The sequence below is a fragment of the Agromyces sp. GXS1127 genome (assembly GCF_050565425.1).
Taxonomy (GTDB): Bacteria; Actinomycetota; Actinomycetes; order Actinomycetales; family Microbacteriaceae; genus Agromyces.
Window position 1 is genome coordinate 15538 of the sequence record NZ_JBOCIG010000010.1, and the last position, 21033, is coordinate 36570.

Genomic DNA, 21033 nt, shown 5'->3' on the forward strand with positions numbered 1-21033 from the left:
CTAGGGGTGCGCGGGCGCGCCGGGCGCGCCGCGGTCGGGGTCGGTGGCGATGGTGGGGTCGTCGCCCGGGCGGTGCCCGGGGTCGGAGATCTCGGCGTAGTACCCCGAGATGTGGTCGTGGATGCGCGTGCGCGCGGCCGCGGCATCCGCCGCCCTGATCGCGTCGAGGACGCCGCGGTGCTCCGCGCGGAGCCGGGCGGACGTCGTCGCCCAGTCGGCGATGCGGTCGTGCCCCGCGAGCGCGTACTCCTCGATGCCGCTGCGCAGGCCCGCCATCGTCGCCGAGACGACCTGGTTGCCGGATGCCTCGGCGAGCGCCAGGTGGAAGGCCGCGTCGAGCGCCAGGAATTCGGCCGGGTCGAGGGCGGAATCGTCCATCGCGTCGAGCAGTCGCTCGGCGGCGCCGAGGTCGGGGGCGGATGCCGCGCCTCGCGCCGCCGCGGTGGCGAGGTCGCCCGCGACGTGGGCCTCGAGGACCAGCCGGGTGGCGACGATGTCGCGGACCGGGAAGCCGCTGGCGGCGACCTGCAGCCGCATGAGCGCGCTCATGCCGCCGCCGGGCGTGGCGATGATGATCGCGCCGGCGGTCGGACCGGAGCCCGCGTGGGTGCGGATGAGTCCGAGTACCTCGAGCACGCGCAGGGCCTCGCGGACGCTCGAGCGCCCGACGCCGAGGTCGGCCGCGAGCCGGCGCTCGCCCGGGAGGCGGTCGCCGGGTGCGAGCTCGCCGTCGAGGAGCTGCCGCTCGACGTGCTCGAGGACGGCCTGCCAGGCGCGCGGCTCGATCGAGCGAGCGGATGCCTCGTCGCCCATGTCGCCTCCCTCGCGCGTCCGGCGCAGCCGAAGCGGCGCGCCGATGTGGTCTGACCACAGCGTACCAGATGTGGTCAGACCACAGCCTGACGAGGGGCTGCCGCCGGGCCGACCGCTCGGTCGCATGAGGCGCAAGCCCCTCCTGTCGTGGGCGTCCCGACCGCAGACTGGAGCGGACGGCGCCGACGGCGCCGGGATGGAGGGCACGACGATGAGCGACATCAACACCCCCGGATCCGACTCCCGGGAGCACCCGCAGGAGCCTGCGGAGGGCCGAGGGACGGGCGACGCACGCGAGGAGCAGGAGCACGCCCAGCAGCCGGCGGAGGGCGCCCCCGACACGCCGCCCGACGACATGTCGTCGTACGACATCGAACCTCCGCCGGCCGAGGGCGCCGAGATCCCCGGCGTGCCCGATGCGAGCGACGCGCTCGAGGAGCGCGGAACGGACGAGCCCGGAGCGAACGCGACCGGCGTCGGCGCCTAGCACGTCGGACGCAGCGAGGCGCGGTCGGGCGCGCGGCCCGGGAGGACCGATGGTCCTTGCCGGGCCGCACACGTCTCGGGCAGTCTCGTGGCATGAGCGGATACGCCGACCCCGATCGACCCGAGCAGCGGCTGAGCGACGCGGAGCGCGACGAGGCCGTCGGACACCTGGCCTCGGCGCAGGCCGAGGGCAGGCTCACGCCCGCCGAGTTCGAGCAGCGCTCATCGGCCGCCCGCAGCGCGGTCACCTGGGCCGACCTCGCGCCCCTCTTCGCCGACCTGCCGCCGGTCGCGCCCGGATCGCCCGACCTCGCGCCGCCGCCACCGGGCCCCTCGCCCGCCTACGCCGGGCTGCCGTCGAGCACGACCACGGGGTGGGACGCCTCGGCGCCGCCGCCGTCGAGACGACGCTCGCGTGCCCTCGGCGGCCGGGTCGGCGACACGGTCATGGCGCTCTCGCCGTTCGTCGCGCTGCTGCTGTTCTTCGGGTTCGGCTTCTGGGTGCCGGGCGGCTTCGCCTGGTCGTGGCTCTGGTTCTTCCTCATCCCGATCACGGGCATCATCGTCTACGGCGGCGGGTCGGCCACCGAACGCGATCGCTGAGCCGATCAGCCCTTCTTCGGCCGGATCCGCACGCGGTTCTGACCCGAGGTCTCGTCGAGCTCGACGACGCCGCCCCGGGACTTCAGGAAGTCCGTGAAGGACGCGAAGCCAAGCCGCCGCTCCTGGAACGACGGATCCATGCGCAGCATCTGGTTCTTCACGGCGCCGCTCGGCTGCCACTCCTCGTCGGACTTCGACCGCAGCAGCTCGAGCGCCTTGAGCAGGAGCCGGCCGGGGTTGCGCGTGGTGCCCGCCGGGGCGTCATCCGCCTGGCCCGGTGCCATGAACTGCACGGCCGTCGTCGGGACGGACGGCCGCTCGGCGGCGGGCGCGTCTGCGCCGGGGGCGTCGCTCGAGGCGTCGGTCGCGTCCGACGCCTTCTTCGAGGTGGCGCGCCGCCGTCGCGTCGGCGTCGGCGCACCCCCGGCCTCGGCGGCGCCCTCACCCTCGCCTGATGCCTCCGCCGCGGCATCCGCGCCCGTCGACTTCTTGGATGCGGCACCCGCCGCCTGGCGACCGCGGGAGGCGGCCTGGGGCGCCGGGGCGTTCGCCTCGTCGTCGGCGACGGCGGCATCCGTCGTCAGCAGCGCGTCGTAGTCGGCGAACTCGTCGCACGACGCCGTGAGCGCGCGGCTCGTGCCGCCCGCGACGCCGATGCCGACCACGTAGCGGCCGAGGCGCTTGGCCTTCTGCGCGAGCGCCACGTAGTCGGAGTCGCCGGCGACGATCACGATGTGCGAGAGGTCGTCGATGCGGAACATGTCCTCGACGGCGTCGACAGCGAGGCGGATGTCGGCGCCGTTCTTGGTCGCCGACAGCGGGAAGAGCTGCACGAGGTCGACCGCGCGGTCGATGAGCTGGCCTCGGTAGCTCGCGTTCACGGGCGTCGACCAATCGGCGTAGGCGCGGGCGATCGCGATGGTGCCGAAGGTCGCCGCGAAGTCGAGCACGGCGTCGATGTCGACCGTCGCCTCCTTCAGGCGCTCGGCCGCCTTCGTGCCCGGCGAGACCGCCTTGTTGCGCGAGGTGTCCTTGCGGTACTGGCTGTCGCCGTGCAGCTGGTCGTACCGGGAGATGACGATGTTGTCGAAGTCGAAGTAGAGCGCGACCCGGGGTTCTGCCGAAGCGGGCATGAGGACCTTCCGTCGGTGTCCCTCGATCGTATGCCCGCGCGCCCGGGCGCCGACAGGGAGCGCGCTGCGTGCCGCGCGCTCAGGCGGCCGTGGCCACCGCGTTGTGCAGTTCGTCGGCGTCGACGCCGAACCGGCCGAAGCCGCCGCCGAGGTTCGTCATCAGCACGAAGCACACGCCGAGCGACGGCGTCACCCAGAACTCGGTGCCCGCCCAGCCGCCGTGCCCGAACGTGTCGGTCGTCAGCAGTCCCGGCGCGGAGTGCCGGAGGTTCCACGTGAAGCCCCAGTCCTGGCCGCGCGAGACCGGGTACGGCTCGAGCTTCGGCAGGTCCGCGGTGAGCGGGCGCAGCATCGCGGCAGCGGTCACGGGCGCGACCACCGCGCCGTCGTTGCGGAGCAGCGCGCTGCCGAGCGCGAGCAGGTCGCCCGCTCGGCCGATCAGCCCGGCACCCGGATGCCGCAGCGCGGCGAAGCGCGCGTAGTCGAGCCCCTGTTCGGCGGCGTCCACGGGGGCGTGCGGCGAGGCGGCGGCGTCGAAGGTGAGGCCGGAGGCATCCGCTCGCTCGGCGACCTCGGCGACCGCGCGCTCCCACGGCGCGCCGGAGGCGTCCTCGATCATCGCGGCGATGCCCTCGAACGCGATCGTCGAGTAGCGCGAGACCGTGCCCGCGGCGAAGTCCCGGCCGGGCGCGAGCAGCGACGGCCGGAGCCCGGCGGGCGTGTCGAGCGGCGGCTCGACGATGCCCGAGGTGTGGCTCGCGAGGTGGCGGAGCCGCACGACGTCGTCACGGCCGGCGCCGAAGCCGGGCAGCGCGCGCTCCAGCGGGGTGTCGGGGGTCAGCCGCCCCAGCTCGACGAGGCGCAACGCCGCGAGGCCGACGATCGGCTTCGTGATCGAGAAGAGCGGGTAGTGGTCGTCGACGGATGCCTCGCCGAACGCGTCGAGCGCGACGACGCCGTGGGCGTTCGCGACGCCGAGCACGGCGTTCGGCAGCGGTCCGTCGGCGACGTGACGGCGGACCCAGTCGAAGGCGTGGTCGAACTGCGGCATGGGGGCGGGTCCTCTCGTGGGCGCGGGGTGCGGGCTGGGTGCAGGCGCGGTGGGGCGAGCGAGCCGGTGCGGTCAGGTGCGCAGCACGACGTTGCGCGGTTCGTCGCCCCGCAGCATCCGCTCGATCTGGTCTCGGAGGAGCCGCGCCATGCGCGGCATCATCGCGGTCGTCGCGCCGCCGACGTGCGGCGAGATCAGCACGTTCGGCAGGGCGAAGAGCGGGTGGCCCTCCGGCAGGGGCTCGGGGTCGGTGACGTCGAGCGCGAAGCGCAGGCGGCCCGACGTCGCCTCCGCGAGGATCGCATCGGTGTCGGCGACCGCGCCGCGCGCGACGTTGACGACGAGCGCGCCGTCGGGAAGCGCAGCGAGGAAGGCCGCGTCGAGCAGTCCGGTCGTCGCGTCGGAGAGCGGCACGACCACGACGACGACCTCGGCGTCCGGCAGCAGCGCGGGCAGTTCGTCGACGCCGTGGATGCGGCCGCGCTCGTCGTCGCGGGCCCGGCTCGCGACGCGCGTGAGCTCGACTTCGAAGCCCGCGAGGCGGTCCTCGATCGCGCGGCCCACGCCGCCGTACCCGACGAGCAGCACGCGCCGGTCGGCGAGGCTCGCGTGCCGCGCCGGCGCCCAGCGCCCCTCGTCGGCGGCGCGCACGAAGTCGGGGAGGCCGCGCTGCGCGGCGATCGCGAGGCCGACCGCGAGCTCGGCGGTCGAGGTCTCGTGCACGGATGCCGCGTTCGCGAAGACGTGCCCCGCGGGCAGTGCGTCGGGCACGTCGTCGTAGCCGATCGACTGCGACTGCACGAGCCCGACGTCGAGCCCGTCGAGCACGCCCAGGCGGGCCGATGCGCCCATGTAGGGCGGCACCGCGATGCCGATGCGGCGGCCCGATGCCTCCGCGGGAGGCGGCCCCGCCATGTCCCACTCGAGGACGTCGACCCCGGCGGGCACGCCGCCCGCCGTCTGCTCGAGGGCGCGGCGCAGGGTCGCGCCGGGCACGGTGACGAGGAGGTTCCGCTGCTCGGTCATGCGTCGATCCTTCCAGACCTGATCTCGGACCCTCCGGCTCGCGCTGATCGGCTACGTCGCCGTTCGCCGCAGCCGACTCGCCTGGTGGGAGCAGCTCGTGGCGCTCGGGCTGCTCGTGCTCCTCGGCCTCGCGGTCGTGGGGCTCCAGCAGCTCGCGCACGGGCACTGACGCGTCGTCCCTCCCGGCTCAGCGCGCCGAGGGGTCGTAGCGGCGGGGAGCGAACGCCTGCGCGACGAGCGCCCGGAGCGACTCGAGGTCGCCCGCCGCGAAGCCCTGCGCGCGCGCCTGGACCAGCACGTTGCCGATCGCGGTCGCCTCGACCGGCCCGGCGAGCACCGGGATGCCGGCACGGTCGGCCGTGCGTCGGCACAGCAGCTCGTTGAGCGCGCCGCCCCCGACGACGTGGATCGTGTCGACGTCGACGCCCGACAGCAGCGACGCGGTCCGCACGGCGCCGGCGAACGCCTCGGCGAGGCTCTCGACGATCGACCGGGCGAACTCGGCCCGGGTCCGCGGCGCCGGCACGTCGTGCTCCGCGCACCACTCGGCGATGCGTCCCGGCAGGTCGCCGGGGGCCAGGAACCGCGGGTCGTTCGCGTCGAAGACCGCGACCTCGCCGGTGACGGATGCCGCGGCCGCGAGCAGTTCGGGCAGGTCGATCGCGTCGCCGTCCCGCTCCCACCAGCGCACCGACTCCGACAGCAGCCAGAGCCCCATCACGTTGTGCAGGAACCGCACACGCCCGTCGACGCCGCCCTCGTTGGTGAAGTTCGCCTCGCGCGAGGCATCCGTCGTCACGGGGTGCTCGAGCTCGACGCCGACGAGGCCCCAGGTGCCGCACGAGATGTACGCCGCCGACTCGGCCCGCATCGGCACCGCGACGACGGCGGAGGCGGTGTCGTGCGAGCCGACCGCCACGACCTCGATGCCCGCGGGCGCGCCGAGTTCGGCCGCGACGTCCGGCCGCAGCGGGCCGAGCGAGGCGCCCGGGTCGACGAGCGGGGCGAAGACGGATGCCGGGAGCCCGAGCCGCGCGATGAGCTCGTCGTCCCACTCGCCCGTCGCGACCTCGACCAGCCCCGTCGTGGAGGCGTTGGTGCGCTCGGCGACCCGGGCGCCCGTGAGCTGGAACCCGATGAGGTCGGGAACCAGCAGGAGCGAGTCGGCGAGGTCGAGCCATCCGCCCGCCTGTTCGGCGGCGAGCTGGTAGACGGTGTTGAACGGGAGGAACTGGAGTCCGTTGCGCCGGTAGAGCTCGGCGAACGACACGGTCGCGTGCACGGACCCGACCGCCGCCTCGTTCCGGTCGTCCCGGTAGTGGAACGGTTCGCCGAGGAGCCTGCCGCCCCGGAGCAGGCCGTAGTCGACCGCCCACGAGTCCACCCCGATCGAGGCGATCGCGGGCTCGCGGCGGAACGCGTCGGCGAGGCCGCGCGTGAGGTCGCGGTACAGGCCCGTGACGTCCCAGTGCAGGCCCGACGCCATGCGCACCGGGCCGTTCGGGAATCTCGCGACCTGGTCGAGGTCGAGCCGGCCGGCCGACTGGTCGACGTGCCCGACGATGACCCGTCCGCTCGTCGCGCCGAGGTCGACCGCGGCGACCGCGCCCGCCTTCGCGCCGGCACGGCTGCTCATCGTCGACCTCCCGCGTCGGCCGCCGACGTGCCACCCGCGGCGGCCCCGACCTCGCCGTGATCGCGCGAAGTGGCAACTCGACCGGCGTCGACGAGCGGAGGAACGGCGTTCATCGGAGGAACGCCGCCGCGACGCCCGAGTCGACCGGGATGTGCAGGCCCGTCGTGCGGCTGAGCTCCGGGCCGGTCAGCACGTACACCGCGTCGGCGACGTTCTCGGGCACGACCTCGCGCTTGAGGATCGTGCGGTTCGCGTAGAACTGGCCGAGGTCCTCCTCCTTCACGCCGTACGTCGCCGCGCGGTTCGCGCCCCAGCCGGCGGCGAAGATGCCCGACCCGCGCACGACGCCGTCGGGGTTGATGCCGTTGACGCGCACGCCGTGCTCGCCGAGCTCGACCGCGAGCAGGCGCACCTGGTGGGCCTGGTCGGCCTTGGTGGCCGAGTACGCGATGTTGTTGGGCCCGGCGAACACCGAGTTCTTCGACGAGATGTAGATCACGTCGCCGCCCATCCTCTGCTCGATCAGCGCCTTCGCGGCGGCCTTCGCGACGAGGAACGAGCCCTTCGCCATGACGTCGTGCTGCAGGTCCCAGTCCTTCTCGGTGGTCTCGAGCAGCGGCTTCGACAGCGACAGGCCCGCGTTGTTCACGACGAGGTCGACGCCGCCGAACGCGAGCACGGTCGCGTCGATCGCGGCCTGCACGCCCTCGGCGTCGGCGACGTTGGCGGCGACGCCGATCGCGACATCCGTGCCGCCGAGCTCGGCTGCGGCGGCCTGCGCCTTCTCGAGGTCGAGGTCGGCGACGACGACGCACGCGCCCTCGGCGGCGAGGCGGGTCGCGATGGCCTTGCCGATGCCGGATGCCGCGCCTGTCACGAACGCGATGCGGCCCTGGTGGGTCTTCGGCTTCGGCATCCGCTGGAGCTTCGCCTCCTCCAGCGCCCAGTACTCGATGCGGAACTTCTCGGCGTCGGAGATCGGGGTGTACGTCGAGAGCGCCTCGGCGCCCCGCATCACGTTGATCGCGTTGACGTAGAACTCGCCGGCCACGCGCGCGGTCTGCTTGTTGGCGCCGTAGCTGAACATGCCGACGCCCGGGACGAGCACGATGAGCGGGTCCGCGCCGCGGATCGCAGGGCTCTCGGATGTCGCGTGCGCGTCGTAGTACGCCTGGTACTCGGCGCGGTACTCGGCGTGCAGCTCCTGCAGGCGCGCGAGCTGCTCCTCGACGCTCGCCGTGGCGGGCAGGTCGAGGATCATCGGCTTGACCTTGGTGCGGAGGAAGTGGTCGGGGCAGCTCGTGCCGAGCGCCGCCAGTTCGGGCGCGCGCTCGGAGGCGAGGAAGTCGAGCACGACGTCGGAGTCGGTGAAGTGCCCGACCATGGGCTTGTCGGTCGAGGCGAGGCCGCGGATGGTGGGCGCGAGGGCCGCGGCGCGGGCGTGGCGCTCGGCCTCGGGCAGCGCCTCGAAGCCGGCGCGCACGCCGCCGAAGGGCTCCGGTGCCCCGTTCGCCTCGATGTACGCGGCGGCCGTGTCGATGATCCAGAGCGAATTCGCCTCGGCCTCGTCGGACGTGTCGCCCCACGCGGTGATGCCGTGGCCGCCGAGGATGCAGCCGATCGCGGCGGGATTCGCCGCCTTGATCTCGGCGATGTCGAGGCCGAGCTGGAAGCCCGGACGGCGCCACGGCACCCACACGACCTTGTCTCCGAAGATCTTCGCCGTCAGCTCCTCGCCGTCGGCCGCGGTCGCGATCGCGATGCCCGAGTCGGGGTGCAGGTGGTCGACGTGCGCGGCGTCGACGAGGCCGTGCATGGCGGTGTCGATCGACGGCGCCGCACCGCCCTTGCCGTGCAGGCAGTAGTCGAACGCGGCGACCATCTCGTCCTCGCGGTCCACGCCGGGGTAGGTGTTCACGAGCGCGCGCATGCGGTCGAGGCGCAGCACCGCGAGGCCGGCCTCCTTCAGCGTGCCGAGGTCGCCGCCCGAGCCCTTGACCCAGAGCAGCTCGACGGGCTCGCCCGTGACCGGGTCGGTCTCGGTGCCCTTGGCCGACGTGTTGCCGCCGGCGTAGTTCGTGTTCTTCGGGTCGGCGCCGAGGCGGTTCGACCGCGCGATGAGGTCGGCAGCAGCCTGGTTCGTCATGAGGTGATTCCTTCGGTGATGGAAGTGGTCAGAGGTGGTCGAGTAGGACGTGACGCGCCCGTATCGAGACCCGCCAGCCAGCCGAGCACCCGCTCGACCGTGACGGATGCCGCCGGCTCGCCGGGCCGGTTCAGGTGCCCGTGCTCCGTGCCGGGTTCGGTCATGACCTCGACGGCCACGCCGGCGGCGACGAGCGTCGCGGCGAACGCCTCGCCCGAGACGCGAAGCTCGTCGGCCTCGCCGTTCACCATGAGCACGGGCGGGAACCCGGCGAGGTCGGCGGGTGTCGCGAGCCCCGGCACGGCCGGCAGCGGGGCATCCTCGACCTGCCCGCCGAGGTACGTCTCGTACATCTCGCGCACACGCGCCGGCCCGAAGCGGTCGGCGACCGGGTTCGCGTCGAGCATCGCCCGCAACGCGGCATCCGGTGCCGGCTGGACGGCGAGCAGGGTCGGGTAGGCGAGGAACACGCCCGCGGGACGCGGCGTGCGTTCCGCCGACGGGGCGTCGGAACCCGGTGCGGCCTCCACAGCCGCGTTCGGGAACCGGTCCGCCCCGCCGGCGGAGTCCGGGGTCGCGGGGACGCCGAGCGTGCGCAGCACGGCCCCCGCGGTGAGGTTGGCGCCGGCGCTCGCCCCGCCGACGACGATGCGCGTCGGGTCGATGCCGAGCTCGTCGACGTGCACAGCCGTCCACGCCCAGGCGGCGAGCACGTCGTCGGAGCCGGCCGGGTAGACGTTCGCGCCGTCGGCGCCGACGAGGCGGTAGTCGATCGAGACGACCGTGACGCCGCGTGCGGCGAAGGCGCCAGCGACCCAGTCGGCCTCGGGCATGTCGAGGTCGCCCGCGACGAACCCGCCGCCGTGCGCCCAGACGAGCGCGGGCGTCGGGCGCGCGGCCGCGGCATCTGCCGGGTACACCCGGACGAGCCCGTCGGCCGCCGCGTACGGCGTCGGCTGCGTCATCCGTCTGCCTCTCTCGTCTCGTCGTCTGGTTCTGCTCGGTCGTCCCGGATCGAGAAGTCGCGGATGGCGATGGCTACTCGCCATCAGCGACTTCTCGATGCAGGGGGATCGGGATCTGGGGAAGCGCCTACGCGCCCCAACCCGCCTGCACGCCGCCGACGCGGTCGGCCGCGATCTGGGTCAGGTAGCCGGATGCCGCGAACGCCGCCATCGGGTCGGCGGGCAGGCCCCGCGACTCGCGCCACTCGGCGAGGGCCGGACGCACGTCGGTGTAGAAGGCGTCCATGAAGATGCGGTTCGCCTCGAGCACGTCGCCCGAGACCTGCGCGGCGCGCAGCGCGTCGGTGTCGACGAGCAGCGCGCGCGCGGTCATCTCCTGCACGTTCAGCACCGAGCGGATCTGGCCGGGGATCTTGTCCTCGACGTTGTGGCACTGGTCGAGCATGAACGCGACGTCCGGGTGGTTGAGGCCGCCGCCGCGCGCGACCTCGTAGACGATCCGGAACAGCTGGAACGGGTCGGCCGCGCCCACGATGAGGTCGTCGTCGGCGTAGAAGCGGCTGTTGAAGTCGAACGAGCCGAGCTTCCCGAGGCGCAGCAGCTGCATGACGATGAACTCGATGTTCGTGCCCGGCGCGTGGTGGCCGGTGTCGAGGCAGACCATCGCCTTGTCGCCGAGCGCGGCGACCTGGGCGTAGCTCGTGCCCCAGTCCGGAACGTCGGTGTGGTAGAACGCCGGCTCGAAGAACTTGTACTCGAGCACGAGTCGCTGCTCGTCGCCCAGGCGGTCGTAGATCGTCTGCAGCGACTCCTGCAGGCGGTCCTGGCGCCCGCGCAGGTCGGCCTGGCCGGGGTAGTTCGAACCCTCGGCGAGCCAGATCTTGAGGTCGCGGCTGCCGGTCGCGTGCATGATGTCGATGCACTCGAAGTGGTGGTCGATCGCCTTCTGCCGGACGGCGGCGTCCTCGTGGGTCAGGGCGCCGAACTTGTAGTCGTCGTCCTGGAAGGTGTTCGAGTTGATGGTGCCGAGCGAGACGCCGAGTCCCTCGGCGTGTGCGCGGAGGTCGTCGTACGACTCGACCTTGTCCCACGGGATGTGCAGCGCCACGGTCGGCGCGAGCGCGGTGTAGCGGTGCACCTGCGCGGCATCCGCGATCTTCTCGTACGGGTCGCGCGGGGTGCCCGGCGTCGCGAACACCTTGAAGCGGGTGCCGGAGTTGCCGAACGCCCAGCTCGGCAGTTCGATCGCCTGGAGCTCGAGCTGGTCGAGGACGGTCTGCGGAATGGTGCTCACGGTTCGCTGCTTTCTGTGCGGGTGGTGGCGGATGCCGCGGGGCCGGCGTCGGCCGCGGTGGTGGCGGATGCCGCGCCGGAGTCGAGCGCGGCGAGCTGGTCCTCGAGGTGGAACACCTCGGGAAGTCGAGGGGCGCCCTGGTCGGGGCGGGCGCCGTCGAGGGCGACGAAGAACTCGGCCATCTCGGCCTCCCACGGCGCGGTTCGGGGGTCGTTCGCGAGGGCGGCCTGGGCCGCGTCGTCGTCCTCGACCTCGTAGTAGCCGATGAGGAGGCCGTCCTCCCGGAGGAAGAGCGAGTAGTTTCGTCGGCCGGATGCCTCGATGGCGCGGAGCATGTCGGGCCAGACCGCGGCGTGCCGTTCGCGGTACTCGTCGAGGCGAGCGGGGTCGACCTGCAGCTGGAAGCAGACCCGCTGCGTGGTGCCAGTGCTCATCGTCGAGCTCTCCGTTCGTCGTGAATCGTTTCAAAGACTAGAACACGTTCGCGAGACGCGCAAGTGGAATACGCTTTCCCGCATGACCCCAGCCTACGCCTCGTAGACTCCGACGCGGAGGGGAGTCCGATGGCAGTCAGCGTGCGCGAGGTCGCGGCCGCGGCATCCGTCTCGGTCGGCACCGTCTCGAACGTGCTGAACCGGCCCGAGAAGGTCGCACCCGAGACGGTCGCGCGCGTGCTCGCGGCGATCGAGGAGCTCGGGTTCGTGCGCAACGACGCCGCCCGCCAGCTGCGAGCGGGCCGCAGCCGGTCGATCGGGCTCGTCGTGCTCGACGTGCGCAACCCCTTCTTCACCGACGTCGCACGCGGCGCCGAGGATCGCGCGGCCGAGGACGGCATGACGATCCTGCTCGGCAACAGCGACGACAACCCCGACCGCGAGCGCGCCTACCTCGACCTGTTCGAGGAGCAGCGCGTGCACGGCGTGCTCGTCTCGCCGCGCTCCGACGACCTGCCGCGCCTCGAACGCGCGCGTTCGCGGGGCGTCCCCGTGGTGCTCGTCGACCGCGAGGCGCCCGACCGGAGCTTCTCGTCGGTCGCCGTCGACGACGTCGTCGGCGGCGCGATGGCCGTGCGGCACCTCGTCGACTCCGGGCGCCGGCGGATCGCGTTCGTCGGCGGTCCGTCCTCGATCCGCCAGGTCGCCGACCGGCTCGAGGGCGCGCGCCGCGCCGCCGCCGAGACGCCGGGCGTGACGCTCGAGGTCGTCGCGACGTCGGGCACGACCGTGCTCGAGGGCCGTGCCGCGGGCGAGGCGATCCGCGACCGGGCGCCCGAGCACCGACCCGACGCGATCTTCTGTGCGAACGACCTGCTCGCGGTCGGCGTGCTGCAGGCGCTCATCATGCTCGGCGACCTGCGCGTGCCCGACGACATCGCGCTCATCGGCTACGACGACATCGACTTCGCCCAGGCCGCCGTCGTGCCGCTCTCGTCGATCCGCCAGCCCGCGTGGCTCATCGGCTACACCGCGGTCGACCTGCTCCTGCGCGAGGCGCGCGACGGCGCCGACTTCACGCCCGACCAGGTGCAGTTCCAGCCCGAGCTCGTCGTGCGCGAGTCGACCGGGCGCTGACGAGGTTCGGCCCTCCCGCGCCGAACGCGGGAGGGCCGAACGGTCAGCCGCGGTCGAGCCGCGTATCGACCGCGGCTCGACGGCGGATCAGCGGAACAGGTGCGCGCCCAAGTGGTCGCCCGCCTTCTCCGCCGCCTTCGGCGAGGCCTTCGCCGTGCCGTTCACCGACGACGTCGTCATCGCGTAGGTCAGCACGGCGTGCGCGATGGCGTCGGCCATGTCGGCGAGGCCCTCCTGGTTGACGTTGCTGATCACGCCCTCGTACTCGAGCGCGCCGCCGTAGGCGTCGTTCAGCGCCTCGTAGAGCTCGGCGTCGGCACCGTCGGCGACCGGGTCGAGGCTGTCGCACGCCTGGTGGTAGCACGGGTCGTACGACACCGGCTCGCCGTCGAACTCGGAGAGGCCGCCGTAGTCGAGGACCTGGTCGGCGGTCTTCGCGCCCTCGGCCCCGGTGAAGAGGCCGCCGGCGGGGATGCCCGCCGAGATGAACGCGTCGTAGTCCGAACGTCCGTCGAACGCCGTCGGCTCGGATTCCACGCCGATCGAAGCGAAGAAGTCCGAGAACAGGTGCTCGATGTCGTCGCTGCCGCTCGGACCCGTGATGCCGAACGCGTCGCCGTCGCCGTCGTACACGAAGTTGGCGTAGTTGGGCGAGCCGACCATGTCGAAGTTCAGGTACAGCTCGATCCGGTTGCGCTCCTGGCGGGGCAGCGAGTCGACGTAGTACTGCGACCCGATCAGGCCGGCCTCCTCGGCGCCCCACCACGCGAAGCGCACGGCGTTGCGCGGCTGGATGCCGAGCTCCGCCATCTGCAGCGCGGTCTCGAGGATCGCCGCGGAACCGGTGCCGTTGTCGTTGATGCCCGCACCGGCCGAGACCGAGTCGAGGTGAGCGCCGGCCATGACGACCCGGTCGGTGCGACCGGTCGGCGTCTGCGCGATGAGGTTCTGCGTCTCGACGTCGAGTTCGATGAGCGTCTCGGTCACGAGGTGCATGACGACCTCGCCGGAGGCGAGGAGCGTCGCGAGCTCGTCGCCGATCGCGAACGAGGTGCCGACGACGGGCAGGTCCTCGGAGAAGGCGTCGCCGAGCGTCGCGTTCAGGGTCTCCTGCCGGCCGTCCTGGCCCTCGTTGAAGATGATGACGCCGCTCGCGCCCGCGTCGGCGGCGTTCGCGGCCTTCACGGCGAAGTCGCACGACCCGCGCTGGACGAGCGCGATGTTGCCGGACGTGAATCCGTCGAAGTCGGATGCCTCGCAGCCGCTCGTCGACGTGTTCGCGCTGGATCCCGGCGGCAGCACGAGGTCGACCGCCTCGAGCGGCGCGGTGACGTCGCCGCTGCCCGAGTACTCGGCCGTCACGAAGTCCACGAACGGCACGTACACCTCGGGCTCGGGGGAGATGCGCGCCATGAACGGGTCGCTCAACTCGGTGAACGAGTTGAAGGTGAAGGTCTGCCGCTCGACGAGGTACCCCGCGTCGACGAGGAGGTCCTCGATGTAGTCGACCGAGGCGCCGTAGCCGGGCGTACCGCTCGCACGGGTGTCGCCGTTGGCGTCAGCGATGTCCTGGAGTGCGGACAGGTGGGACATGATGCCGTCGGCCGTGACGGCGTCGCGCAGGGTCTCGGTGTTCACGGGCACGGCGGCCTGTGCACTCGTTGCGGTCAGGGCGATCGCGGCGCTCGCCGCGATCGCCGTGAAGGCGGCATTCCGGGTTCGTCTCTTCACGGTCTCTCCCATGGGGGGTGGTCGGAACCGGCGGCACGGTGCCGTCCGGACATCCGGACGTTCCGGCGGGCGGACCCCGGACGAGACCGACCCTGACACCGCGGCGCGGCGCGGTCAAGGGGCGATCGGAGAGAACGGAGGATGCATGACGCCGTCGCGGTCGGCGCGCGCGATATCGTCGCGCGTCGCGCGATCGTTGCGTCAGCGGGCGGATGTCGCGGGGCGGACGACCTCGACGGGCCGGGTGAGCGGCACGGCGATCGCGGCCGTCGGCGCCTCCGCGTAGGCGAGCGCGAAGCGCGGCATCCGCCCGTCGATCGGGTGGCGCACGACGCGCAGCCCGCGTGCCACGATCAGCCAGCCGAGGCCGACGAGCGCGGCGACGCCCGCGGCCACCGCGGCGACGCCGAGCGCCCAGCGCGGACCCCACGCGTTCGCGACCGCACCCACGATCGGGGCTCCGATCGGCGTGCCGCCCGAGAGGATCGCCATGTACAGCGCCATGACCCGGCCGCGCAGCAGCGGGTCGGTCGTGGTCTGCACGTACCCGTTCGCGGTCGTCAGCATCGTCACGACCGTGAAGCCGATGAAGACGGTGGATGCCGCGAACAGCCAGTACGTCGGCATGACGGCGGACACCGCGGCCGCGATCCCGAAGAAGGCGACCGCGCCGATGATGACGCGGATGCGCGCACGCTCGCGCTTGGCGGCGAGCAGCGCGCCCGTGAGCGAGCCGATCGCGAGGATCGACGACAGCAGGCCGTACTCGCCGGCGCCGCGGCCGAACTCGACGGCCATCGTGGAGGAGAAGATCGGGAAGTTCATGCCGAACGCGCCGATGAGGAACACCATCACGAAGACGACGACGAGGTCGGGTCGGCCGGCCACGTAGCGGAAGCCCGCGACGAACGCGCCGCGCTCGCGGGGAGCCGGCGGCATCCGCCGCAGGTTCGAGCGCTTCAGCCTGGCGAGCGCGGCGAGGACCGCGACGAACGTGACCGCGTTGATGACGAAGACCCAGCCGGTGCCGACGAGCACGATGAGCACGCCCGCGAGGGCCGGGCCGATCATGCGCGCCGCGTTGAACGACGCCGAGTTGAGGGCGACCGCGTTCGACATGTTCGACGACGAGACGAGGTCGGCGACGAACGTCTGGCGGGCCGGGATGTCGACCGCGTTGACGATGCCGAGGAGGCCGGCGAAGACGTAGAGGTGCCAGAGTTCCGCGTGCCCGAGGATCAGCAGCAGGCCGAGCGCGAGGCCGAGCAGCATGAGCGCCGACTGGGTGAACATCAGGATCCTGCGGCGTTCGAAGCGGTCGGCGATGAGGCCGGTCACGGGCACGAGCAGCAGCTGCGGGGCGAACTGCAGGGCCATCGTGATGCCGACGGCGAGCGCGTCGTTGTCGGTGAGTTCGGTGAGCACGACCCAGCTCTGGGCGGTGGCCTGCATCCAGGCGCCGATGTTCGAGACGAGCGCGCCGATGAACCAGATGCGGTAGTCGACTGAGGCGAGGGAGCGGAACATGGATCTCACTGGTCGGTGAGCCTCCTGAGGATGTCGGTGGCGGCGGCGAGCGTGTCGCGCTCGTCGGGGGTGAGGGTGGCGAACCGCTTGGCGAGCCAGGCGTCGCGGCGGCGGCGGGTCTCGCGGACGATGGCCTCGCCCTCGTCGGTCGTGCGGAGCAGCACCTTGCGGCCGTCGTCGGGCGAGCCCTCGCGGACGAGCAGCCCCGATTCGACGAGGCAGTTCACCGTGCGGTTCATGGACGGGGGAGTGACCCGCTCGAGCTCGGCGAGCCGGCCCGGCGTGAGGGGGCCCTCGCTCGCCGTCCAGGCGAGGGCCGAGTACTGCGTCGCGCTGAGCTCGGTGTCGGCACGCTCCTGGCGGATGCGACGGGCGAGCCGCATCACGGCGAGGCGGAGCTCGGTGCTCTGCGCGCCGAGGGGTGCGCGGCGCGCACGAGCGGGAGTCGCGGGCGCCTGGGCGAGCGTGTCGGTCACATCGTTAGCATAACAAATTAGCCACGCTAATGATTCCGCCCGAGACCTCCTCGACCCACCGCGGAAACGGGGACGAAACCCCCGACTGGAACGCTCGGGACATGGGAAGCCTCTTCGACGGGTACGCGGCGACGCGGTCGCGGCGGCGGAGTCGCGCCAGGCCGTGGGACGAGATGTTCCCCGCCGACGCGGTGACCGTGCGCGAGCCGTACCGCGAGCTCTACCCCGCGCTCGCGCGCATGACCCAGGACGAGCTGCGCGGCCGCACGGACGCGCTGGCGAGCAGCTACCTCGCGCAGGGCGTCACGTTCGACTTCGCCGGCGAGGAGCGCCCGTTCCCCCTCGATGCGGTGCCGCGCGTCATCGCGGCGAGCGAGTGGAGCGTCGTCGAGGCCGGCGTCGCGCAGCGCGTGCGCGCGCTCGAGCGGTTCCTCGGCGACGTCTACGGCCGGCAGGAGGCCGTCCGCGACGGCGTGATCCCCGCGGCGCTCATCAGTTCGTCGACCCACTTCCACCGCCAGGCGGCGGGGATCGAGAGCGCGAACGGCGTGCGCATCCACGTCGCCGGCATCGACGTCATCCGCGACGAGATCGGCGACTGGCGGGTCCTCGAGGACAACGTCCGCGTGCCGAGCGGGGTGAGCTACGTCATCTCGAACCGCCGCGTCATGGCGCAGACCCTGCCAGAGCTCTTCACCTCGATGCGCGTGCGCCCGGTCGGCGACTACCCGAATCGCCTCCTCCAGGCGCTCCGCGCGAGCGCGCCCGAGGGCGTCGACGACCCGACGGTCGTCGTGCTCACGCCCGGCGTCTACAACTCGGCGTACTACGAGCACACGCTGCTCGCCCGGCTCATGGGCGTCGAGCTCGTCGAGGGCCGCGACCTGTTCTGCTCGGGCGGCCGGGTCTGGATGCGCACGACCGCCGGGCCGACCCGCGTCGACGTCATCTACCGGCGCGTCGACGACGAGTTCCTCGACCCGCAGCACTTCCGCCCCGACTCGGTGCTCGGTGCGCCCGGGCTCATGCTCGCGGCGCGGCTCGGCCACGTGACCATCGCGAACGCGGTCGGCAACGGCGTCGCCGACGACAAGCTCGTCTACACCTACGTGCCCGAGCTCATCAGGTACTACCTCGGCGAGGAGCCCATCCTCCCGAACGTCGACACCTGGCGGCTCGAGGAGCCCGACGCGCTCGCCGAGGTGCTCGATCGCCTCGACGAGCTCGTCGTGAAGCCCGTCGACGGGTCGGGCGGCAAGGGCCTGGTGGTCGGGCCGGATGCCTCGAAGTCGACGCTCGCGGAACTGCGCGGTCGACTGCTCAAGGACCCGCGCGGCTGGATCGCCCAGCCGGTCGTGCAGCTCTCCACGCTCCCGACGCTGGTCGAGGACGGCATGCGGCCCCGGCACGCGGACCTCCGCCCGTTCGCGGTGAACGACGGCGAGGACGTCTGGGTGCTGCCCGGCGGCCTCACACGCGTGGCCCTCCCCGAGGGGCAGCTCGTCGTGAACTCGAGCCAGGGCGGCGGGTCGAAGGACACGTGGGTGCTCGACGACTCGGTGACGACGGGGCCCGTCACGGGGCTCGTGCCGAGCCCGAGGCCCGAGGGGTTCGCCGCCGGGAACGGCGGAGGCGGCCGCGTCGGCACGATCGTCGCCGACCAGGCGACCGGGCTCGCCTCCGCGACATCCGCTTCACTGACCGCGACGGTGATCGCGAACGCCACGAGCCCGATCGTCGAGATCGAGCAGGCGGCGCATCACCGCGGCCACCGGCCGGAGTCGTCGCCGCAGGACGAGGACGCCCCGGTCCGCCAGCAGCAACAGCAACAGCAACAGGCCCGGTGGTCGAGTAGCACGCGAAGCGAGGGTATCGAGACCCCACCGCCGACGGGGACGGAGGCGACCCCATGCTGAGCCGCATCGCCGAGAGCCTGTTCTGGATCGGCCGCTACATCGAGCGGAGCGACGGCACCGCCCGCATCCTCGACGTGCATCTCCAACTCCTCCTCGAGGACCCGTGGATCGACGACGACTCCGCGTGCCGCGCGCTCATGGCCGTCATGGGCAGCGAGCCGAACGAGGACGTCGCGCTCGGCCCGCACGACGTGATCGCGCTGCTCGCGGTCGACCCGCACCATCCCGCCTCGATCGCCCACTCGGTGACGGCGGCCCGCGAGAACGCGCGCCGCGCGCGCGAGATCGTGTCGACCGAGCTGTGGGAGGCGCTGAACCACACCTATGCGCGGATGCCGCGGCACGTGGCATCCGACAAGACCCACGAGTTCTTCAGGTGGGTGCGCGACCGCGCAGCCCTCGCGATCGGCGTCGTGGACTCGGCGTCGAGTCGCGACGAGGCGTGGCATTTCTTCAACCTGGGCCGCTCGATCGAGCGTGCCGACATGACCGCCCGTCTGCTCGCGACACGCTCGCTCACCGAGGCGAGCGGCCCGAGCTGGACGACGATCCTGCGCAGCTGCGGCGGGTACGAGGCGTACCTCCGCAGCTACCGCGGCGTGCCGTCGACGCTCTCGGCGGCGGAGTTCCTGCTGCTCGATCGGCTGTTCCCGCGATCGATCATCTCGAGCGTCATCCGCGCCGAGGAATCGCTCCGCGAGATCGACCCGCGCGCGGGCCGCGTCGGGGTGACCGACCAGGCGCAGCGTCTGCTCGGGCAGATCCGCTCCGAGCTCGAGTACCGGCCGATCGGCGACATCCTGTTCGACCTCGCCGGGAACATGGAACGCGTCCAGGAGGTCGTCTCGGCGGCGAGCGACGCGATCCGGCAGCGCTACTTCCCGACGAGCGTCGTGCCCGTCTGGATCGGGGAGGTCTCGTGAGTCGGCTCCGCATCGTCCACCGCACCGGGTTCGCCTACGCCGAGGAGGCCACGGCGTCGTACAACGAGGCTCGGATGCTCCCGCACTCCGGCGGCGAGCAGTTCGTGCTGCACGCGAGCCTCGACATCCGACCCGGCGCGACCCAGCACGCCTACCTCGACTACTGGGGCACGCGCGTCTCGACGTTCGAGGTCCTGACGCCGCACCGCGAGCTCTCGGTCACCGCGACGAGCGTCGTCGAGGTGCGGCCGCTCCCCGGCCGCGGGCCGGAGCCGACCTGGGCGGAGCTCGCCGCGATCCGCGGGTCGCGCGTGCCCTTCACCGAGTACACGACGCAGACGGATGCCACGGAGCCGCCGTCCGAGGTGGCCGCGCTCGCCGCGGAGATCGCCGCGGAGGGGATGCCCGTCGGGGAGACCGCGCTCGAGATCTCCCGTGCCGTCGGCGATGCGGTCGAGTACGTCAGCGGAGTGACCGCGGTGAACTCGACCGCCCGCGAGGCGTGGGCCGAGCGGAAGGGCGTCTGCCAGGACATCGCGCACCTCGCGGTCGGCGCGCTGCGTTCGGTCGGCATCCCGGCCCGGTACGCGTCGGGTTACCTGCACCCCGACCGCGAGGCGCCCGTCGGCGTCACCGTCACGGGCGAGTCGCACGCCTGGGTGGAGTGGTTCGCGGGCACGTGGCGCGGCTACGACCCCACGAACCTCGCCGAGGTGGGCGAGCTGCACGTGCTCGTCGGGCGCGGGCGGGACTACGGCGACGTGGCCCCGCTCCGCGGGGTCTACGCGGGCCCCTCGTCGTCGGAGCTGTTCGTGTCGGTCGAGGTGACGCGCGAGGCGTGACCACACGGGGATGACAGGATGAGCGCATGCCGACGTTCACCGACCCCCAGGGCGTGCGCATCCACTACGAGGCGTGGCGCGTGCCCGAACCGGTCGCGGTCGTGCAGCTCGTGCACGGCGTCGGCGAGCACATCGGGCGCTACGGCGCGCTCGTCGAGGCGCTGAACTCGGCCGGCTACTCGGTCTGGGCCGACGACCACCGAGGCCACGGGCAGACCGGCTTCGAGCAGCACGGGGGCGACCTCGACCGGATGGGCAAGCTCGGTCCCGGTGGGCTGCGGGCCGCGATCCACGACGTGCACCTCTTCACCGCCGTCATCCGCGAGACCGAGGGCGACGAGGTGCCGCTCGTGCTCCTCGGCCATTCATGGGGCTCGCTCATGGCGCAGATCCTGCTGAACCGGCATCCGCACGACTGGGATGCCGTCGTGCTCACCGGGACCGCGTACCGGATGCCGCCCCACATGAACTCGGGCGACCTCAACCGGCGCCACCGGCACCTCGGCACGACCGGCGTCGAGTGGCTCTCGCGCGACCCGGCCGTCGCCGAGGCCTTCGTCGCCGACCCGTACACGACCGCGGTGCCGCTGCAGCAGCTGTTCGGCCTCATCGAGGCGGCCCGACTGCTCGGCCGTCCGCGGCGCAACCTGGCCGAGGAGCTGCCGCTGCTCATCATGGTCGGCTCCGACGACTCGCTCGGCGGCGAGAAGAGCGCGCTCAAGCTCGCGAACGCCTACGCCGCGCGCAGCGGCCTCGCCGACGTGACGCTCACCGTCTACGAGGGTGCCCGCCACGAGATATTCAACGAGACGAACCAGGGGGAGGTCCGCGGCGACCTCGTCGCCTGGCTCGACGCGCGCTTCGCCGTCGACTGACCGGTCGCGGCCGGCGGCC

At 72.7% G+C, this 21033-nt stretch carries 19 protein-coding genes; 7 read left to right on the plus strand and 12 right to left on the minus strand.

From position 1 onward, the window contains the following. Entirely contained in the window at nt 1-813 is an 813-nt protein-coding gene (locus tag ACQ393_RS16345) for a FadR/GntR family transcriptional regulator (RefSeq protein WP_430647919.1), read from the minus strand. Nucleotides 814-937: 124 nt separating this feature from the next. Between ACQ393_RS16345 and ACQ393_RS16350 the strand changes: the two genes are divergently transcribed. Further along, nucleotides 938-1300 carry a hypothetical protein gene (locus ACQ393_RS16350; RefSeq protein WP_430647920.1) on the plus strand — a complete coding sequence of 121 codons (363 nt, stop codon included), beginning with the start codon at nt 938-940 and terminating at the stop codon, nt 1298-1300. Between the two features lie 92 nt (nt 1301-1392). Then, nucleotides 1393-1902: a DUF1707 SHOCT-like domain-containing protein gene (locus ACQ393_RS16355; RefSeq protein ID WP_430647921.1), complete on the plus strand. Its 510-nt coding sequence runs from the start codon at nt 1393-1395 to the stop codon at nt 1900-1902. A gap of 5 nt (nt 1903-1907) precedes the next feature. On the opposite strand, the gene ACQ393_RS16360 is transcribed toward ACQ393_RS16355, so the two are convergent. The 8 genes from ACQ393_RS16360 to ACQ393_RS16395 form a co-directional block, all read right to left on the minus strand. After that, a complete protein-coding gene (locus tag ACQ393_RS16360; protein WP_430647922.1) occupies nt 1908-3035 on the minus strand; it encodes an NYN domain-containing protein in 1128 nt (375 codons plus the stop codon). Nucleotides 3036-3114: 79 nt separating this feature from the next. Next, nucleotides 3115-4086 carry a serine hydrolase domain-containing protein gene (locus tag ACQ393_RS16365; RefSeq protein ID WP_430647923.1) on the minus strand — a complete coding sequence of 324 codons (972 nt, stop codon included), beginning with the start codon at nt 4084-4086 and terminating at the stop codon, nt 3115-3117. Nucleotides 4087-4158: 72 nt separating this feature from the next. Continuing rightward, a complete protein-coding gene (locus ACQ393_RS16370) occupies nt 4159-5112 on the minus strand; it encodes a 2-hydroxyacid dehydrogenase (RefSeq protein ID WP_430647924.1) in 954 nt (317 codons plus the stop codon). A 187-nt stretch (nt 5113-5299) separates the two neighbouring features. Continuing rightward, on the minus strand, nt 5300-6748 hold the full coding sequence (locus ACQ393_RS16375) for a rhamnulokinase (protein ID WP_430647925.1): 1449 nt from the start codon (nt 6746-6748) through the stop codon (nt 5300-5302). 109 nt (nt 6749-6857) lie between these two features. Next, on the minus strand, nt 6858-8894 hold the full coding sequence (locus tag ACQ393_RS16380; RefSeq protein ID WP_430647926.1) for a bifunctional aldolase/short-chain dehydrogenase: 2037 nt from the start codon (nt 8892-8894) through the stop codon (nt 6858-6860). Next, entirely contained in the window at nt 8891-9859 is a 969-nt protein-coding gene (locus ACQ393_RS16385) for an alpha/beta hydrolase (protein ID WP_430647927.1), read from the minus strand. Before ACQ393_RS16385 ends, ACQ393_RS16380 begins: the two co-directional genes overlap by 4 nt. Before the next feature lie 127 nt (nt 9860-9986). After that, a complete protein-coding gene (gene rhaI / locus ACQ393_RS16390; protein ID WP_430648016.1) occupies nt 9987-11144 on the minus strand; it encodes an L-rhamnose isomerase in 1158 nt (385 codons plus the stop codon). Between the two features lie 5 nt (nt 11145-11149). Beyond that, complete coding sequence (locus tag ACQ393_RS16395; RefSeq protein ID WP_430647928.1) at nt 11150-11587, minus strand: L-rhamnose mutarotase; 438 nt, start codon at nt 11585-11587, stop codon at nt 11150-11152. A 129-nt stretch (nt 11588-11716) separates the two neighbouring features. Between ACQ393_RS16395 and ACQ393_RS16400 the strand changes: the two genes are divergently transcribed. Next, a complete protein-coding gene (locus ACQ393_RS16400) occupies nt 11717-12724 on the plus strand; it encodes a LacI family DNA-binding transcriptional regulator (RefSeq protein ID WP_430647929.1) in 1008 nt (335 codons plus the stop codon). 87 nt (nt 12725-12811) lie between these two features. On the opposite strand, the gene ACQ393_RS16405 is transcribed toward ACQ393_RS16400, so the two are convergent. The 3 genes from ACQ393_RS16405 to ACQ393_RS16415 form a co-directional block, all read right to left on the minus strand. Next, nucleotides 12812-14455, minus strand: coding sequence for a M20/M25/M40 family metallo-hydrolase (locus ACQ393_RS16405; protein WP_430647930.1), 1644 nt, complete (start codon nt 14453-14455; stop codon nt 12812-12814). A 201-nt stretch (nt 14456-14656) separates the two neighbouring features. After that, nucleotides 14657-15982: an MFS transporter gene (locus ACQ393_RS16410; protein ID WP_430647931.1), complete on the minus strand. Its 1326-nt coding sequence runs from the start codon at nt 15980-15982 to the stop codon at nt 14657-14659. A gap of 5 nt (nt 15983-15987) precedes the next feature. After that, the gene (locus ACQ393_RS16415) at nt 15988-16458 is read right to left on the minus strand and encodes a MarR family winged helix-turn-helix transcriptional regulator (protein ID WP_430647932.1); all 471 of its coding nucleotides are present in this window, start codon (nt 16456-16458) and stop codon (nt 15988-15990) included. Between the two features lie 101 nt (nt 16459-16559). On the opposite strand from ACQ393_RS16415, the gene ACQ393_RS16420 reads away from it, so the two are divergent. From ACQ393_RS16420 to ACQ393_RS16435, 4 genes are read left to right on the plus strand one after another with little or no spacing between them, the layout of a single operon-like run. Then, nucleotides 16560-18374 carry a circularly permuted type 2 ATP-grasp protein gene (locus ACQ393_RS16420; protein WP_430647933.1) on the plus strand — a complete coding sequence of 605 codons (1815 nt, stop codon included), beginning with the start codon at nt 16560-16562 and terminating at the stop codon, nt 18372-18374. After that, nucleotides 18368-19297, plus strand: a complete 930-nt coding sequence (locus tag ACQ393_RS16425) for an alpha-E domain-containing protein (RefSeq protein WP_430647934.1) — start codon at nt 18368-18370, stop codon at nt 19295-19297. The genes ACQ393_RS16420 and ACQ393_RS16425 overlap by 7 nt, the downstream gene beginning before the upstream one ends. Then, nucleotides 19294-20139 (plus strand): transglutaminase family protein, encoded by an 846-nt coding sequence (locus ACQ393_RS16430; protein ID WP_430647935.1) that lies wholly within the window; start codon nt 19294-19296, stop codon nt 20137-20139. Before ACQ393_RS16425 ends, ACQ393_RS16430 begins: the two co-directional genes overlap by 4 nt. Nucleotides 20140-20165: 26 nt before the next feature. After that, on the plus strand, nt 20166-21014 hold the full coding sequence (locus ACQ393_RS16435; RefSeq protein ID WP_430647936.1) for an alpha/beta fold hydrolase: 849 nt from the start codon (nt 20166-20168) through the stop codon (nt 21012-21014). Nucleotides 21015-21033 lie beyond the last annotated feature (19 nt).